Origin of the sequence: Nocardioides rotundus (genome assembly GCF_019931675.1) — a bacterium.
In the GTDB taxonomy this organism is placed as follows: Bacteria; Actinomycetota; Actinomycetes; order Propionibacteriales; family Nocardioidaceae; genus Nocardioides; species Nocardioides rotundus.
Genome location: NZ_CP082922.1, coordinates 2645624 through 2661230, shown reverse-complemented (window position 1 = coordinate 2661230; position 15607 = coordinate 2645624). Strand labels below are relative to the sequence as shown.

At 72.7% G+C, this 15607-nt stretch carries 17 protein-coding genes; 12 read left to right on the top strand and 5 right to left on the bottom strand.

What is annotated here, in order from left to right:
- Nucleotides 1–19 precede the first annotated feature (19 nt).
- The 4 genes from htpX to K8W59_RS13015 all read left to right on the top strand — a co-directional run bounded on the left by htpX (nt 20) and on the right by K8W59_RS13015 (nt 4011).
- Nucleotides 20–937 carry a zinc metalloprotease HtpX gene (gene htpX / locus K8W59_RS13030; RefSeq protein WP_223394515.1) on the top strand — a complete coding sequence of 306 codons (918 nt, stop codon included), beginning with the start codon at nt 20–22 and terminating at the stop codon, nt 935–937.
- Nucleotides 938–948: 11 nt separating this feature from the next.
- Nucleotides 949–1548, top strand: coding sequence for a PspA-associated protein PspAB (gene pspAB / locus K8W59_RS13025; RefSeq protein ID WP_223394513.1), 600 nt, complete (start codon nt 949–951; stop codon nt 1546–1548).
- A gap of 11 nt (nt 1549–1559) precedes the next feature.
- Nucleotides 1560–2174: a hypothetical protein gene (locus K8W59_RS13020; protein WP_223394511.1), complete on the top strand. Its 615-nt coding sequence runs from the start codon at nt 1560–1562 to the stop codon at nt 2172–2174.
- A 1480-nt stretch (nt 2175–3654) separates the two neighbouring features.
- The gene (locus K8W59_RS13015) at nt 3655–4011 is read left to right on the top strand and encodes a hypothetical protein (RefSeq protein ID WP_223394509.1); all 357 of its coding nucleotides are present in this window, start codon (nt 3655–3657) and stop codon (nt 4009–4011) included.
- Between the two features lie 21 nt (nt 4012–4032).
- Here K8W59_RS13015 and nadA read toward each other — a convergent pair whose 3' ends face one another.
- Nucleotides 4033–5205, bottom strand: coding sequence for a quinolinate synthase NadA (nadA, locus tag K8W59_RS13010; RefSeq protein ID WP_223394507.1), 1173 nt, complete (start codon nt 5203–5205; stop codon nt 4033–4035).
- A 42-nt stretch (nt 5206–5247) separates the two neighbouring features.
- On the bottom strand, nt 5248–6144 hold the full coding sequence (locus tag K8W59_RS13005) for a GNAT family N-acetyltransferase (RefSeq protein WP_223394506.1): 897 nt from the start codon (nt 6142–6144) through the stop codon (nt 5248–5250).
- Between the two features lie 58 nt (nt 6145–6202).
- Here K8W59_RS13005 and K8W59_RS13000 point away from each other — a divergent pair, with 58 nt between their 5' ends.
- The 5 genes from K8W59_RS13000 (at nt 6203) to K8W59_RS12980 (ending at nt 10166) form a co-directional block, all read left to right on the top strand.
- A complete protein-coding gene (locus K8W59_RS13000; RefSeq protein WP_223394504.1) occupies nt 6203–7333 on the top strand; it encodes a carboxylate-amine ligase in 1131 nt (376 codons plus the stop codon).
- Between the two features lie 4 nt (nt 7334–7337).
- Nucleotides 7338–8423, top strand: coding sequence for a glycerate kinase family protein (locus K8W59_RS12995; RefSeq protein ID WP_223394502.1), 1086 nt, complete (start codon nt 7338–7340; stop codon nt 8421–8423).
- A gap of 10 nt (nt 8424–8433) precedes the next feature.
- Complete coding sequence (locus K8W59_RS12990) at nt 8434–9039, top strand: DUF1684 domain-containing protein (RefSeq protein WP_223394500.1); 606 nt, start codon at nt 8434–8436, stop codon at nt 9037–9039.
- Between the two features lie 72 nt (nt 9040–9111).
- Complete coding sequence (gene tsaB / locus K8W59_RS12985) at nt 9112–9750, top strand: tRNA (adenosine(37)-N6)-threonylcarbamoyltransferase complex dimerization subunit type 1 TsaB (RefSeq protein WP_223394498.1); 639 nt, start codon at nt 9112–9114, stop codon at nt 9748–9750.
- Nucleotides 9747–10166, top strand: a complete 420-nt coding sequence (locus tag K8W59_RS12980; RefSeq protein WP_223394496.1) for a GNAT family N-acetyltransferase — start codon at nt 9747–9749, stop codon at nt 10164–10166. Before tsaB ends, K8W59_RS12980 begins: the two co-directional genes overlap by 4 nt.
- Here the strand turns inward: K8W59_RS12980 and K8W59_RS12975 are convergent.
- Entirely contained in the window at nt 10144–10881 is a 738-nt protein-coding gene (locus tag K8W59_RS12975; RefSeq protein ID WP_223394494.1) for a GNAT family N-acetyltransferase, read from the bottom strand. The genes K8W59_RS12980 and K8W59_RS12975 overlap by 23 nt on opposite strands.
- A 33-nt stretch (nt 10882–10914) precedes the next feature.
- Here K8W59_RS12975 and tsaD point away from each other — a divergent pair, with 33 nt between their 5' ends.
- Nucleotides 10915–11961 (top strand): tRNA (adenosine(37)-N6)-threonylcarbamoyltransferase complex transferase subunit TsaD, encoded by a 1047-nt coding sequence (gene tsaD / locus K8W59_RS12970; protein ID WP_223394492.1) that lies wholly within the window; start codon nt 10915–10917, stop codon nt 11959–11961.
- Nucleotides 11962–11964: 3 nt separating this feature from the next.
- On the opposite strand, the gene K8W59_RS12965 is transcribed toward tsaD, so the two are convergent.
- Nucleotides 11965–13182, bottom strand: coding sequence for a hypothetical protein (locus tag K8W59_RS12965; RefSeq protein ID WP_223394490.1), 1218 nt, complete (start codon nt 13180–13182; stop codon nt 11965–11967).
- Nucleotides 13179–13745 carry a SigE family RNA polymerase sigma factor gene (locus tag K8W59_RS12960; protein ID WP_223394488.1) on the bottom strand — a complete coding sequence of 189 codons (567 nt, stop codon included), beginning with the start codon at nt 13743–13745 and terminating at the stop codon, nt 13179–13181. Before K8W59_RS12960 ends, K8W59_RS12965 begins: the two co-directional genes overlap by 4 nt.
- A 135-nt stretch (nt 13746–13880) precedes the next feature.
- On the opposite strand from K8W59_RS12960, the gene K8W59_RS12955 reads away from it, so the two are divergent.
- Entirely contained in the window at nt 13881–14975 is a 1095-nt protein-coding gene (locus K8W59_RS12955; protein ID WP_223394486.1) for an S-(hydroxymethyl)mycothiol dehydrogenase, read from the top strand.
- Entirely contained in the window at nt 14975–15580 is a 606-nt protein-coding gene (locus tag K8W59_RS12950) for an MBL fold metallo-hydrolase (protein ID WP_223394484.1), read from the top strand. Before K8W59_RS12955 ends, K8W59_RS12950 begins: the two co-directional genes overlap by 1 nt.
- The last annotated feature ends 27 nt before the right edge of the window (nt 15581–15607 follow it).

Here is a 15607-nt window from a genome sequence, read left to right as displayed (position 1 = left end):
GCACCCGCTGAGGGCGTCGATGGCGCAGTCACGCTTCATCCGCGACACCGGCCTCACCGTCCGGATGACCACGGTGATGTTCCTGCTCGGGGCGCTCTTCGTGGCGCTGATCGTCACGCTGATGTTCCTCGCCGGGAGCTCGGGCTACGGCGGGCTGGTGCCGATCATCGGCCTGGTCGGCATCGGCATCGCGTTCTACCAGTGGTGGTCCTCGGACAAGGTGGCGATGCGCGCGATGCGCGCCCGCGAGGTCACCCCCGAGGAGGCACCCGAGCTGCACGGGATGATCGACCGGCTCTGCGCCCAGGCCGACATGCCCAAGCCCCGCGTCGGGATCGCCGACCTGTCGATGCCGAACGCGTTCGCGACCGGTCGGTCGCCCGAGCGCGCGGTGGTGTGCGTGACCACGGGGATCATGGGCAAGCTCACCCCCGAGGAGCTCGAGGCGGTGCTCTCCCACGAGCTCTCGCACGTCGCCCACCGCGACGTGCTGGTGATGACCCTGGCCTCCTCGGCCGGGATCGTCGCCGGGATGCTCACCCGCGGCGCCCAGTGGGGTGCCGTCGGCGGGCGCCGGGGCAACAACGGCGGGCTGCCGGCCTTCCTCATCGTGCTCGCGGTCTCGCTGGTCGTCTACGCGATCAGCTTCTTCCTCACCCGGCTGCTCTCGCGCTACCGCGAGCTCAGCGCGGACCGGGCCGGGGCCTACCTCACCCAGAAGCCCGGCGCGCTGGCGTCGGCGCTGCAGAAGATCAGCGGGGAGATCGCGGCGACGCCGCAGCGGGACCTGCGGGCGAACAAGGCGATGAACGCCTTCTTCATCGCCCCGGCGGTCTCGGGCATGACGCTGAAGACCCTCACCGCCACCCACCCGCCGCTGCAGCAGCGGCTCGAGCAGCTCGCCCGGATCGAGGCCGAGCTCTCCCGCCCGACCTGAGGAGCGAGCCGGTGAAGTTCTGGAGCGCGCTGACCGGACGCAGCCAGCCGCGGCGACCCGACCTGGACGCGCTGTTCGCCGTACCCTCGGCCTCGATCGGCCTGGAGGCCGCGGGGTTCCGGCCCGCCGGGGTCGGCACGGTGTGCTTCCGCGCAGGCAGCGGCGCGGCCGCCGCCCAGGTCGAGGACGAGATCCGCCGGATGCTCGACGACGACCCGGACGTCCCCGACGACGTCGTGTTCACCACCGATGACTTCGGCTACACCTGGCTGGTCGTGCGCCGTGACCTGGGCAGCGCCGACGGGCCCGCCGACGTCGCGGGCCTGGTCACCGAGCTGCACGCGGTCAACACCACGCTCGAAAAGGCCGGCTTCGACACCGGGCTGCTGTGCACGATGCTGCCGTTCACCGGGGTCGGCGGCGAGCGGTTCGGGCTGGTCTACCTCTACAAGCAGGGCACCTTCTATCCCTTCGCGCCGCGGCCCGGCGGCGGGCAGACCCGGGACACCCTGCTCGAGCTGCGGGTGCGCGACCTGGTCGCCGGCGAGGTGCCGGTCGAGCCGGACCAGCAGCGCTGGCTCGCCCTGTGGGATGCGCCCGGCCTGACCTAGAATCGCTGGATGTGAGTGAGGTTCCCTGGACCGAGGCCGCGACGCTCGGCCGCGAGGACGCACACGCCACCTGGGCGCTGGCCGCACGGATGAGGCTGGAGGAGCTCGCGGGGACCTACCACGCCACCATCACCTCCGCCGAGCTCGCCGAGTGGGTGCAGGAGCGCAGCCGGATCCGCACCCGGCAGCAGCCCCGGCACTGGCTCGGGGACGTGCTCTACCGGACGATGCAGGACAACGTCGACCGTCGCGAGCCGTTCCTGGCCTCGCTGTGCGTGGACCAGTCCGGCCGCGTCGCCTCCGGCTACGCCGGCCGCGTGCAGTTCCTTCGCGGCGGCGCCGAGCCCGCCGACCCCGACGCGCACGCCGCCTCCGAGCGGCTGGACTGCTATCGCTGGTTCGGCGCGACGCTGCCCGAGGGCGGCGGCGAGCCCGGCCCGATGCCCTCGGCCGTTGCGCCGCGCCGTACGACGTCCGCCGCCGCGGGCCGCAGCCGCGCGCCGCGCCCTGCCGGCACGCGCGCCGCGCCCACGCCGCGGGTCGCCAAGACCGATGTGATGCCCAAGATCTGCGACCGGTGCTTCATGGCGCTGCCCGCCTCCGGGCAGTGCGACAACTGCGACTGACGGATTCTGCCTGTTGCTCGAGAAGGATGCCTACCCTAGACTCCTTGATAAGTTCTCGGGACAGGGGAAGATATGCGATCGGCTTTTGCGGCTGTTTTGTCGTTGGTTCTGGGTGGCGGCTTTGGCTTGGAGGACTCCGTCGAGCCACCGCCGCAGCGCCCCCTCGTCGTTGGCAAGTAATGAGCGAGGGAGGGCGCCCGCTGAGTGGTGTGGCGGTCGAGGCGCAACTTTGGCCGTCGGTCGATACGCTTTCTACGATGGATGAAGGGTCGACATTCGAATTGCGCACTATCGCGCAGAGTCGTACGGATAGCGCCGGACGCTTCGCTTTAGCGGCCAGCGACGCTGTTGGCCGTATGGTTAGTGGTGGGTCCTTCGACGTGGACGTCGTCGCACGAGGTGCGGACGGTTCCCAGTCTTCCTACAGTCTCACTCTGGTGGGTGGCACCTCGAAGTCGGCGGGGGACGGTGTGGTCGAGCTTAGTGATGCCGGCGTTGTTGCCAGCGAAAAAGTGAACTTGACCCTCACAAAGAGGGGAACTCCAGACGCGTCACCTGGGTCTGAGATGCTTGAGATGCCGACAAAGTCGGTTCATGTGACAAGTCGAGGTGTGTCTTTGTCCGAGAGTGATCGTCGCGATGCTGCTAGGTCCACAACGTCTGCAGCGGCTGGGTTCCCGAACGGCTGCCCCGTTACTGGCACACGACTGGTCAAGAAGTTGGGCGACCGATGGGTTAACGTGGGAAACGCTTTCAGTCGAGGTGTAGGGAAACAAATTCGCTTTACCTACGCGGGGACGGCAGACAGTTCTCTCGGTGTCGGGGTTTCCTTCAGCGGAAAGTATGGGTCGTTCTCGAGGAGCGGGACCGTCACCCGAGAACGTACTTTGGGGGTTGGGTGGCCACTGTACAAGAAACCCAAGTCCAGATACTTGGACACTCTCTTCTCGTACGGGAAATATTGCACAACGGTGCGGAGCCCTGGCCCGTCCTTCACCTTTCGCGTTAAAGCCATCCGACATCAGGGTGGTACACGCCACCGCAACGTAGCATTTCCGAGTGCAACTCACTGTGTCAGGTACCGTTCGGCTGGCTCGGAATCTTCGAAAAGATCGAGCAATGCTATGGTATGGCTTAATGGGGCCAAACTTGGTGGAGCGATTGGTATCGATTTGTCCAGCAGGACGGGCTTTCGTTCCGACGCCTTCCAGTACTGGAAGTTCGTGAAGCCAGGGCGTCTATGCGGGCAGCGAGATAAGCCAGCGGGTTCTCCTCGGGTCATCGCCATGAAGCCGAAGAACTGGTGAAAGCAACGGCGATCGGGTTGGCGGTCCTTTGCTGCCTCGCCCTGCTGAGCTGCACCGAGTCCAGCGGGCCCGGGACCGGGACACCTGGTGAAGGGTCTGCCCTCGACGTCGGACGAACCCCTGGCAGCATCTGCGTGCCCCGGGGGAAGGACGGGGCGAAGACGTTCGGAGCCATGGATCTGCGCAACGTGACCGATTCCGATGTCGTCATCACCCGCGTGGGACTGGCTGGAGCACGCGGCATGGAGGTTGTCGGTTCACAGGTGGTTGCCTCGACGCCCAACAGTCAGGTGGTCGCTGACGGCTGGCCGCCCCTCGGCCGTGATCTCCGTCAAGAGTTCGCGACGGGCCGATCTGCCTCGCGCACGGTCTTGGGACCGAACGAGGTCGTGACGCTGTGGACCGGCCTGCGTGCGGTGTCTGGTGATGGTTCCGCGCGAGCAGTGCGCATCTACTACCGGCAAGGCGAGCGGCACTATCGACAGGACGGCGTGGACTCGGTGCGGGTCACCTCCCGCTCGTCGTGCTAGACGCCGGTGTGGTCTCCGCCGTCAGTCGCGGTGCGACTTGCCCGGCAGGTCGAGCATCCGCTGGAGGGCGACCTTCGCCTCGCGCTCGGTGTCCGGGTCGACCTCGATCCGGTTGACCACGGTGCCGTCGACCAGGGACTCCATCGCCCAGACGAAGTGCGGCAGGTCGATCCGGTTCATCGTCGAGCAGTAGCACACGTTCCGGTCCAAGAAGACGATCTCCTTGTCCGGGTGGGCGTCGGCCAGTCGCTTGACCAGGTTGAGCTCGGTGCCGATCGCCCAGACCGACCCGGCGGGCGCGGCTTCGATGGTCTTGATGATGAACTCGGTCGAGCCGACCAGGTCGGCCTTGAGCACCACCTCGTGCTTGCACTCGGGGTGCACCAGGATGTTGATGCCCGGGTGCCGCTCGCGCAGCTCGTCGACCACGTCCTCGGAGAAGCGGCCGTGGACCGAGCAGTGCCCCTTCCACAGGATCATCCGGGCGCTCTCGAGCTCCGCGGCGCTGAGCCCGCCGCCCGGCTGCAGCGGGTCCCAGACCACGCAGTCCTCCAGGGCCATGCCGAGCTTGAGCACGGCGGTGTTGCGGCCCAGGTGCTGGTCGGGGAGGAAGAGGACCTTGGCGTCCTCCTTCTGGTCCAGCGCCCACTCCAGCGCGACGTCGGCGTTGCTGGAGGTGCACACCACGCCGCCGTTGCGGCCGCAGAAGGCCTTGATGTCGGCGGAGGAGTTCATGTAGGTCACCGGCACGACCCGGTCCTGCACGCCTGCGTCGGCCATCGCGTCCCAGGCCGTCTCGACCTGGTGGATCCGCGCCATGTCGGCCATCGAGCAGCCGGCGGCGAGGTCGGGCAGCACGACCTGCTGCTCGGGGGAGGTGAGGATGTCGGCGGACTCGGCCATGAAGTGCACGCCGCAGAAGACGATGTACTCCGCCTCCGGCCGGGCGGCCGCGTCCCGGGCGAGCTTGAAGGAGTCGCCGGTGACGTCGGCGAACTGGATGACCTCGTCGCGCTGGTAGTGGTGGCCCAGCACGAAGACCCGCTCGCCGAGCGCCTCCTTGGCCGCGCGCGCCCGCTCGACCAGGTCGGGGTCGGAGGCGGCCGGCAGGTCACCGGGACACTCCACGCCGCGCTCGGCGCTCAGGTCCCGGCCTCGGCCGAGGGGGAGAAGGGGCAGCGGAGCCGTCGACATGGGCTCATCGTAGTGGCGCCGGCCCCCGGTGCCCGGTGTGGCTCAGAGCAGGGAGCCGTGATGCAGGTACGGCGCCGGCGGCCGCATCCGGCGCAGGCACAGGTAGCCGAGCTGGTGGACCGACAGCCGCGCGGCGAGGCCCACGTCGAGCGCCCACTCGTTCGCCGCGGTGATGTGGGGGACGGTGACCGGCCGGTCGCCGGGCGCCGAGGCGAGCGCCTCCCAGAGCAGCGAGGAGGCGGTACGCCGGTCGGTGGCGGCGAGCAGGACCGGCGTCGAGCCCTCGCCGAGGTAGGCGTAGCCGGAGGCCGACGGGCGGTCGACGACCACCAGCCGGAAGAGCGAGGCGAGCACCGGGTGGTCGGGGCCGTGGGCCGCGCCGCGGGAGTGCCGGTCCACGGAGTCCATCAGGTCCAGGTCCCGCTCGGTGCCCTCGCGCACATGAGGCAGCGCCGGGAGGGCGGCCCGGTCCACGGTGCCGTGCAGCAGCATCTGCGGGTGCAGGGTGAAGCCCGCCAGGCGGTAGCGGCGGACGGCGGCGGGGTCCGCCGAGGCGGCGAGCATGCCGCGCAGGCAGCCGGCGCCGTACTCCTTCGCGGCGTCCAGCAGTGCGGCCCCGATGCCCGCGCCCTGCAGGTCGGGGCGCACGGCGAAGGAGGCGAGGAGCCACATCAGCTCGCGGCGGAAGGAGACCGCGAAGCCCACCACCTCGCCGTCGGTCTCGGCGACCCAGCAGCCGCCGGGGTCGGTGCCGAGCAGATGCGCTGTACGGCGACGCCAGGACGCGCTGCCCGCCTCCGAGCGCCGGGCCGGGACCAGGGTGCCGGGCAGCCCGTGGGCGACGTCGACGCCGTAGTAGCTCTCGTCGCTGATCCGCTCGGACGCCGGGACGTCTGCGGGCAGCATCGGCCGGACCAGGGTGCTGGCGCGGTCGGTCACGGACCGACACTAGGCTCCCGCCGAGCGATCGGGGGGTGGACCCGCGGACGAGGCGTCGATGGTGCGGTCGGTGGGGATCGAGGAGGAGCTGCTGCTGGTGCACCCCGGGAGCGGGGAGATGGCCAGTGTGTCCTCCCGGGTGCTGCACCGACACCAGGCGAGCCCGAGTGCCCGGGGCGAGGGCGCCGAGACCGACCTCGAGGGCGAGCTGCTGCAGCACATGGTCGAGACGCACACCGACCCCGGCACCGACCTGCCCGAGCTCGGCCGTCAGCTGCGGGCCGCGCGGGTCACCGCCATCGAGGCCGCAAAGGCGGCCGGCGTCCGGGCCGTCGCCGTCGGGGTGGCCCCGCTGGCGTCGGAGGGCACGTCGGTGACCCCGGACGCGAGATACGAGCGGATCGTGCAGGAGTTCGGCGACACCGCGCTGGCCGCGGGCACGCTGGGGATGCACGTGCACGTGGACTGTGCCGACCGGGCCGAGCAGATCCGGGTGATCGACGGGCTGCGGCCCTGGCTGCCTCTGCTGGTGGCGGTGGCGGCGAACTCGCCGTACTCCGAGGGGCGCGACACCGGCTATGCCTCCTGGCGCCAGCAGGTGTGGTCGCGCTGGCCCGCGGCCGGGCAGGCCGAGCCGTTCGGCTCGCCGGAGGAGTACGACCGCGTGACCCGGCGGATGACCGAGATCGGGTCGGCGCTGGACGACGGGATGCTCTACCTCGACGCACGGCCGTCCGCGGAGTTCCCCACCGTGGAGCTGCGCGTCGCCGATGTCTGCACCGACGTCGACGACGCGATCCTGGTCGGGTCGCTGGCCCGGGCGCTCGTGGAGACCGTGGCCGATCCCGAGGCCGAGGTGCCCGTCTGGCGCAGTGACCTGCTGCGCGGCGCGCACTGGCGCGCGGCGAGGTACGGCGTGGGCGGCGACCTGGTGCACCCGGTCTCCGGCGCGCTGGTGCCGGCGGCCGAGGCCCTGGACGCCCTGGTCGCCACGGTCCGGCCGGCGCTCGCCGACGCGGGGGACGAGGAGCTGGCCGCCCGCGGCCTGGAGCGGCTCTTCGCCCGGGGCAGCGGGGCCCGGCTGCAGCGGCAGGCGTGGGAGCGCACCGGGGACCTCGCGGCGGTCGTGGCCGACCTGGTCGAGCGCACCGAGGCCTCCGCACGCGCCACCGGTACTGGGGAAGGATGAGGCCATGCGCGTGCTGATCGCCCCGGACAAGTTCGCCGGCACCCTCACCGCGGTGCAGGCCGCCGCCGCCATCGCCGAGGGCTGGGCCCGGCGGGCGCCGGACGACGAGCTGGACCAGGCGCCGATGGCCGACGGCGGGCCCGGCTTCGTCGACGTCCTGCACGCCGCGCTGGGCGGGGACCTGCTGGCGGTCACGGTGGCGGGGCCGTTCGGCGACCCGGTGCCCGCGACGGTGCTGCTGGCCGAGGGGACCGCCTACGTCGAGAGCGCGCAGGCCTGCGGGCTGCACCTCAGCGGCACCGACCGGCCCGAGGAGGCCGGCACCCGCGGTGTCGGCGAGCTCATCGCGGCCGCGATCGACGCGGGCGCCGAGACGGTCGTCGTGGGTCTCGGGGGCAGCGGCAGCACCGACGGCGGGGCCGGGCTGCTGGCGGCGCTGGGCGCCACCGCGGACGGGCCGCTGGACGGCGGCGCCGCGGGCCTGGCCGGAGTCTCCTCGGTCGACCTCTCCGGCGCCCGCGAGCGGGTGGCCGGGGTGCGGCTGGTCGCGGCGAGCGACGTGGACAGCCCGCTGACCGGTCTGTTCGGTGCGGCGAAGACGTTCGGCCCGCAGAAGGGGCTGAGCGAGGACCGGATCGTGGTCGTGGACGGCGTGCTGGAGTCCTTCGCCGAGCTCGCCGGCCGCCGTACCTCCCTGGAGAAGGGGGCGGGCGCCGCAGGCGGCCTCGGCTTCGGCCTCCTGCTCCTCGGCGCGCGCCGACAGCCCGGGATCGACCTGGTGACCGACGCGGTCCGGCTCCCGGAGCGGGCGCGACAGGCGGACCTGGTGGTGACCGGGGAGGGCGCCTTCGACTTCTCCAGCCGCAGCGGGAAGGTGCCGTACGGCGTCGCCCAGACCGCCGAGCAGGCCCTCCGGCCCTGCATCGTGCTCGCCGGGCGGGTGGACGTCGGAGCGCGGGAGATGCGCGCCCTCGGCGTCGAGTCGGCCTACTCCCTGCTCGACGTCGCCGGTGAGGAGCGCGCCTTCGCCGACCCCGCCGGTGCGCTCGCCGACGTGGCCGAGCGGGTCGCGCGCACCTGGAGCCGCTAGCGTCGCGGACGTGGACGACGTCGACTACCCGCCCGCCCTGCAGGTGGCCTCCTGGCGCCGCGAGGTCCAGGCGCTCTACGCCGCCGTCCGTGCGGAGGCCGACCCGGCGAGCGCGCACGAGCTCTGGGTCGCCGGGCGCACCGAGCTGTTCGAGACCCATCCGGCCAGCCCGCGCCGTCCCGGGCAGGCGCTGCGGCACGCGGACTACGACCCCGCCTTTCGGTTCACCGCGCCCATCGAGCCGGCCGACCTCGACCGCTGGGAGTTCCAGTCCGGCACCGACGGGGCCGTGCCGTTCAGCGGCGTCGGCACCGTCCGGCTCGGCGATCTGGGCAGCGTGGCGGTGTGGTGGCTGGAGTCCTACGGCGGAGGGCTGTTCCTGCCGCTGCGCGACGGCAGCGCCGAGACCTACGGCGCGGGCCGCTACGTCCTGGACACGGTCAAGGGCAGCGACCTCGGCCGCGAGGGGGAGGCCTGGGTGGTCGACCTCAACTTCGCCTACAACCCCTCCTGCGTCTACGACCACCGCTGGGTGTGCCCGCTCGCCCCGCCCGAGAACCGGGTCGCGACGCCGGTCCCGGTGGGGGAGCTGCTGCCCGAGGGGTACGACGGATGAGCCGCGACACCACGTCGCCCGGTTTGGGCGAATAGCCCGGAACCGGGCGGGTCTCGGCGGTAGGCTCACCCGGTGCTCCTCGCCTTCGACACCGCGACTCCGCAGGTCTCCGTCGCTCTCCACGACGGGAGCGACGTGGTGTGGGAGCGGCGCAGCGAGCAGACGATGCGGCACGGCGAGCAGCTCGCCCCGCTCATCGACGCCGCCCTCCGCGAGACCGGCTGCACCCGGGCCGACCTGACCGGCGTCGCCGTCGGCACCGGGCCGGGCCCCTTCACCGGACTGCGGGTCGGCCTGGTGACCGCCCGCACCCTCGGGCTGGTGCTGGGCGTCCCCGTCCACGGCGTGTGCACGCTGGACGTGCTCGCCCTCGAGGCCGTGCAGCGCGACGCCGTCACCGACGACTTCCGGGTCGCGACGGACGCGCGGCGCAAGGAGGTCTACCTCGCGACGTACGACGCCACCGGCCGCCGCCTGGAGGGACCGGTCGTCGACCGGCCCGAGAACCTCGCGACCGACGCCCCCGTGGTGGGCGAGGGTGCGACGCTCTACCCCGACGCGTTCCCGACCGGCGTCGAGCCGCAGCGTCCCTCCGCGGGCTGGCTGGCCCGAGCGGTCCGGGAGCACCGGGCGGCCGTCACCGCCGCGGACCCGCTCTATCTCCGCCGCCCGGACGCGGCGATGCCGGGAGCCCCCAAGCGGGTCTCGTGATCCGGCCTGCCACCGAGGAGGACCTGGCGGACCTGGCCGCGCTGGAGGACACGCTGTTCGGGTTCACCGCCTGGTCGCGCGCCCAGGTGGCCGAGGAGGTCGCGAGGGGCCGCGTGCGGGTGGCCGACGGCGAGCGGGGAGTGACGGCGTACGTCGTCACCAGCACCGCGGGCGAGGTGACCGACCTGCTGCGGATCGGCGTGCGCCCCGACCATCAGGGCCGCGGCCTGGCCGGGATCCTGCTCACCGACGCACTGGAGCGAGCCGAGGGGGAGAGGATGCTGCTCGAGGTCGGCGACCGCAACGAGCCCGCGATCGCGCTCTACCGCGGCCACGGGTTCGCGGTGATCGACCGGCGGCGCGGCTACTACCGCGACGGGTCGGACGCGCTGGTCATGAGCCGGTCGCTGGCCTGACCGGCCCGGACAGGAACCGGTGCGGCGCCCGGTAGCCCAAGCGCTCGTAGGTGCGCACCGCTGGGGTGTTCGCGGTGTAGACGCCCAGCGTCGCCACCCCCGGCCCGCTCGCCTGCGCCCGCGTCGTCAGCGCCGCGCTCACCGCCACGCCCAGACCCCGGCCGCGCAGGTCCGGGTGCACGGTCACGCCCTGCAGGTGCCCGACGCCGCTGCCCCTCCGGGTGATCGACCCGACGGCCACCAGCCGGCCCTGCTGCTCGACGCCCAGCCAGGCCTCGGCGGTGCGGTTGCCCGGCCGGTCCCAGGAGGTCGGGTTGCCGGCGTCCAGGAGCGCGTCGATAGCGGCGTCGTCGGCCACCTCGACCACGGGCACGGCGGGCGGCGGGGGCAGACGATCCGACCACATCCAGGTCCATCGGCCGAGGACCTCCTGCGGCCAGGGCGGGGTGATGCCGACGTCCTCCAGGGACAGCCGGTCCGGTGCCGCCTCGACCCGCGCCAGCCCCTCCAGCAGCGGGGACAGCGAGGGGGCCGGGCCGGTCGCGACCCAGGTCGTGCCGGGGTGCCGGTGGCAGCCCTGATGCGTGCGGGCGACCTCGACGACCAGGGCGTCGCCGTACCTCCACCCCCGGGTCACCGGGTCGTCGGCCAGCTCCCAGCGGACATAGGGCGTCGGCGGGTCGGCGAGCAGCTCGGCCGCGGTGATCTCCTCCACGAGGCTCATCATCCATCGGACACAATGGGATCCATGAGCGACGCCCCCCTCGTTCTCGGCATCGAGACCTCCTGCGACGAGACCGGTGTCGGCATCGTGCGGGGCACCACGCTGCTCGCCGACGCTGTCGCGAGCAGCGTCGACGAGCACGCTCGCTTCGGCGGTGTGGTGCCGGAGGTGGCCAGCCGCGCCCACCTGGAGGCCATGGTCCCCACGCTGGAGCGCGCGGCCGAGACCGCCGGCGTGCGGCTGGCCGACGTGGACGCGGTGGCGGTGACCAGCGGCCCCGGCCTCGCCGGTGCGCTGCTGGTCGGGGTGGCCGCGGCAAAGGCGCTGGCGGTCGGGCTCGGGAAGCCGTTGTACGGCGTCAACCACCTGGCCGCCCATGTCGCGGTCGACCAACTCGAGCACGGGCCGCTGCCGGAGCCGTGCCTGGCGCTGCTGGTCTCCGGCGGCCACTCCAGCCTGCTCGAGGTCGAGGACGTGACCAGCGGCGTGGACCCGCTCGGCGCCACGATCGACGATGCCGCGGGGGAGGCCTTCGACAAGGTGGCCCGGCTGCTCGGCCTCCCGTTTCCCGGCGGCCCGCACATCGACAGGGCGGCGCGCGAGGGGAGCAGCGTCTACGTCGACTTCCCCCGCGGGCTGACCTCGCGCCGGGACCTGGAGCGGCATCGCTTCGACTTCTCCTTCTCCGGCCTCAAGACCGCGGTCGCCCGCTGGGTGGAAGCCAAGGAGCGCGCCGGCGAGCCGGTGCCGGTGGCCGACGTGGCCGCGTCCTTCCAGGAGGCGGTCTGCGACGTGCTGGTCCGCAAGGCGCTGGACGCGGCCGCCGAGCGCGGCGTCGAGGACCTGCTGATCGGCGGCGGGGTCGCCGCCAACTCGCGCCTGCGCGCGATGGCCGAGGAGCGGGCCGCGCGCCAGGGTGTCCGGGTGCGGGTGCCCCGGCCCGGGCTCTGCACCGACAACGGCGCGATGGTCGCCGCGCTCGGGGCGGAGATGGTGCAGCGCGGCCGCACGCCCTCCGGCCTGGGAATCCCCGCGGACTCCTCCCAGCCGGTCACCCAGGTCTCGGCCTGACCCTCACCGATCGGAGAGGACCCAGGGGACCTCGTAGAGCTCGCCGCCGCGCTCCGGCGGCAGCACCTGGGTGATGTCGCCGCGCAGGTCGCCGCGGACCAGCATCCAGTCGCCGTCGGCGCTCCGCGCGGGCAGCAGGAAGTGCTCCTCGTCCTCCCAGACCAGCGGGCCCACGACGGTGTTGGTGACGTCGCCGCGGGTGGTGAGGGCGCCGTGCTGCTCACCGGAGGCGGCCTCGCGGATCAGATAGCCGGCCGGCGGCCCGTCGGTGTCCGGCTGGCGTACGTCGCTCCAGTCGCCGTCGGGGGAGAAGCCACCGACCCCGCGGATGCAGCTGCGCCAGGCATAGGCGCCCGCCGGCTCGTCGTAGACGCCCACGCAGGAGTCCACCTCGTTGGGCGCCGTCCGGTCGGTGGACACGCTCAGCAGGCCATCGATCGAGCGGGCGAGCACCACCGTGATGGAGCGCGGCAGGGTGCGCTCGGAGCCGTCGGTGGAGAAGGCCGTCACCCGCCCCCGGCCGTCCCAGGTGTTGACGTAGACCTCGCACTCCTGCGTGCACCCGTCCTCGCCGCGCACCGCCGCTACCCAGCCGGTGCCGCCACCCCTGGTGACGGGGACCTGCCCGACCGTCTCGACGCCGGCGTCGGTCCACACCCGGACCGCGCCGCGGGGCGTCGTCCAGGCCGCCACGCTGCCGTCCGCGGACAGGACCACGACGTCCTGGACGCTCTGGCTGCCGGTGACCTGGGTGCTCGCGACGCTCCCGTCGGGGGCGAGCTCGTCGAAGGCGTAGCTCCCGTCGCCGGTGCGCTGGTAGCCCGCGAGGTAGGTCTCCCCGAACCGCGTGAGGCTGTCGTAGCGGCGGGCGAGCTGCACGCTCTCCCCGTCGGGCGTGTGCAGGACCCGGCCCTGGATCCAGGCCACCGTGGGCGGCTCGCCGCCCGGGGCGGCGCGGTCCAGCCGCACCGAGAACGGCTCCGGCGCGTCCGCGGGCTGCGGCCGCTGCGGAGCCTCCCCGCCGGCCATCATCGCCGTCGGCACGATGACCGCGACCGCGGCCGCGGCCGCCAGCGCCCCCGCCACGCGGCGGCGCCGCCGGATCGTGCGCGCGGTGCCGCGCACCCCGTCCAGGGTCACGCCCTCGCCGTCGACGCGGTCGGCCCGCTCGCGCAGGGCGCTCCCCATCAGCTCGCCCAGCTCGTCGTCTCGGGCACTCATCGGGACTCCTCCTCTCCGGTGCGGGGGTTCAATGACTGGGGTGCGCGCTCGCGCAGGGCGGCGAGCGCGCGGCTCGCCTGGGACTTCACGGTCCCGACCGAGCAGCCGAGCACGTCGGCGGTCTCGGCCTCGGTCAGCTGCTCGTAGTACCGCAGCACCACGACCGCGCGCTGGCGTCGTGGCAGGGTCTGCACGAAGGCCCACAGCTGCGCGGAGACGCCGTCGTCGTACTCGTCGCTGACGCCTCGCTCCGGCAGCGCCTGGCTGCTGACCTCCGAGCGCTTGAAGGCGCGGCGCCACAGCGAGCTGTTCTCGTTGACCAGGATCCGGCGGACGTAGCCGTCCAGGCTGTCCCGCTCGCGGACCCTGTCCCAGCTCAGGTAGAGCTTCGCCAGCGCCGTCTGCACCAGGTCCTCGGCGGTCGCGTGGTCGCCGGCCAGGAGATAGGCGGTCCGCATCAGCGAGGTACGGCGGGCCTGCATGTAGGCGGTGAACTCGGTGTCCCGGTCCCCGCCCGCGCGGCGGACCCCGATCGCCGTACTCGTCTCCGGCACCTCCGCCACCCCCTCTCGCTCGATCCTGTCGCACCCAAGACGCCGAGCGGGGGAGGACGGGTTGCAGAAATCTCGACACCGGGCGCCGGGCTCTCGCGGCGGCCCCTAGGGTGGGCGAGGTCAGGAGACCCCGGAGGAGGCCGCATGCAGCAGGTACGTGGCGTGGTCGCGCGCAAGCAGGGTGCGCCGGTCACCGTCGAGACGATCAACGTCCCCGACCCGGGCCCGGGCGAGGCCCTGGTGCAGGTGCAGGCGTGCGGGGTCTGCCACACCGACCTGCACTACCGCGAGGGCGGGATCAACGACGAGTTCCCCTTCCTGCTCGGCCACGAGGCCGCGGGGGTCGTGGAGGCCGTCGGCGAGGGCGTCACCGAGGTCGCGCCGGGCGACTTCGTGGTGCTCAACTGGCGCGCCGTGTGCGGCGAGTGCCGGGCCTGCACCCGCGGCGAGCCGTGGTACTGCTTCAACACCCACAACGCCACCCAGAGGATGACCCTGGAGGACGGCACGGAGCTGTCCCCGGCGCTGGGCATCGGCGCCTTCGCCGAGAAGACCCTGGTCGCCGCCGGCCAGTGCACCAAGGTCGACCCGTCGGCCCGACCCGCGGCGGTCGGGCTGCTCGGCTGCGGTGTCATGGCCGGCCTGGGTGCCGCCATCAACACCGGCGACGTGGGCCGCGGCCGCAGCGTCGCGGTGATCGGCTGCGGGGGCGTCGGGATGGCCGCCGTGGTCGGCTCCGCGCTCGCCGGGGCGTCGACGATCATCGCCGTCGACACCGACCCGCGGAAGCTGGAGTGGGCCACCGGCCTGGGCGCCACCCACACGATCCACGCCGGCGAGGAGGACCCGGTCGAGCGGATCAAGGAGATCTGCGGCGCCGACGGCTCCGAGGGCGCCGACGTGGTGATCGACGCCGTCGGGCGGCCGGAGACGTGGAAGCAGGCGTTCTACGCCCGGGACCTGGCCGGGACGGTCGTCCTGGTCGGCGTACCGACCCCGGACATGAAGATCCCCGACCTGCCGCTGATCGACGTGTTCGGCCGCGGCGGGGCGCTGAAGTCGAGCTGGTACGGCGACTGCCTGCCCAGCCGCGACTTCCCGATGCTCGTCGACCTCTACCAGCAGGGTCGGCTGGACCTGGACGCCTTCGTCAGTGAGGAGATCGCGTTGGACGACGTGGAGGCCGCCTTCGACAAGATGCACTCCGGTGACGTGCTGCGCTCGGTGGTGATCCTCTGATGAGCGTGCGCGTGGACCACGGGACCGCCTCGGGGACCTTCTCCCTGGACGGCGAGACCCACGAGGTGGAGAACAACATCTGGGTGGTGGGCGACGACGACGAGTGCATCGTCATCGACGCGCCGCACGACGTCGACGCGATCCTGGAGGTCGTCGGCGGGCGGCAGGTGAAGGCGATCATCTGCACCCACGCCCACGACGACCACGTCCGCGTCGCCCCGGAGCTGCGGCAGCGCACCGGAGCGCCGATCCTGCTCCACCCCGATGACAAGCCGCTGTGGGAGCTCACGCACCCCGACGAGCTCTGGGACGCCGACCTCGCCGACGGCCAGTCGGTGAAGGTGGCGGGCGCCGCGGTCAAGGTGCTGCACACCCCCGGCCACGCACCGGGGGCGGTCTGCCTCTATGTGCACGACCTGGACTGCGTCTTCACCGGCGACACCCTCTTCCAGGGCGGGCCGGGCGCGACCGGCCGGTCGTTCAGCGACGAGGACCAGATCAAGGAGTCGATCCGCGGCCAGCTCCTCCGACTGCCCGAGGAGACGGTCGTCCACACCGGGCACGGCGCCGACACCACGATCGGCGGCGAGCGCGCGAACCTCTGAGACCCCGACCAGACAGGGAGAGCAGGC

Bases quoted from the DNA above. Each gene is read 5' to 3' on its own strand.
- htpX (WP_223394515.1), top strand. From the start codon at position 20: ATGGCGCAGTCACGCTTCATCCGCGACACCGGCCTCACCGTCCGGATG.
- K8W59_RS13015 (WP_223394509.1), top strand. From the start codon at position 3,655: ATGGATCTGCGCAACGTGACCGATTCCGATGTCGTCATCACCCGCGTG.
- nadA (WP_223394507.1), bottom strand. From the start codon at position 5,205: ATGTCGACGGCTCCGCTGCCCCTTCTCCCCCTCGGCCGAGGCCGGGAC.
- K8W59_RS13000 (WP_223394504.1), top strand. From the start codon at position 6,203: ATGGTGCGGTCGGTGGGGATCGAGGAGGAGCTGCTGCTGGTGCACCCC.
- K8W59_RS12995 (WP_223394502.1), top strand. From the start codon at position 7,338: ATGCGCGTGCTGATCGCCCCGGACAAGTTCGCCGGCACCCTCACCGCG.
- tsaD (WP_223394492.1), top strand. From the start codon at position 10,915: ATGAGCGACGCCCCCCTCGTTCTCGGCATCGAGACCTCCTGCGACGAG.
- K8W59_RS12965 (WP_223394490.1), bottom strand. From the start codon at position 13,182: ATGAGTGCCCGAGACGACGAGCTGGGCGAGCTGATGGGGAGCGCCCTG.
- K8W59_RS12955 (WP_223394486.1), top strand. From the start codon at position 13,881: ATGCAGCAGGTACGTGGCGTGGTCGCGCGCAAGCAGGGTGCGCCGGTC.
- K8W59_RS12950 (WP_223394484.1), top strand. From the start codon at position 14,975: ATGAGCGTGCGCGTGGACCACGGGACCGCCTCGGGGACCTTCTCCCTG.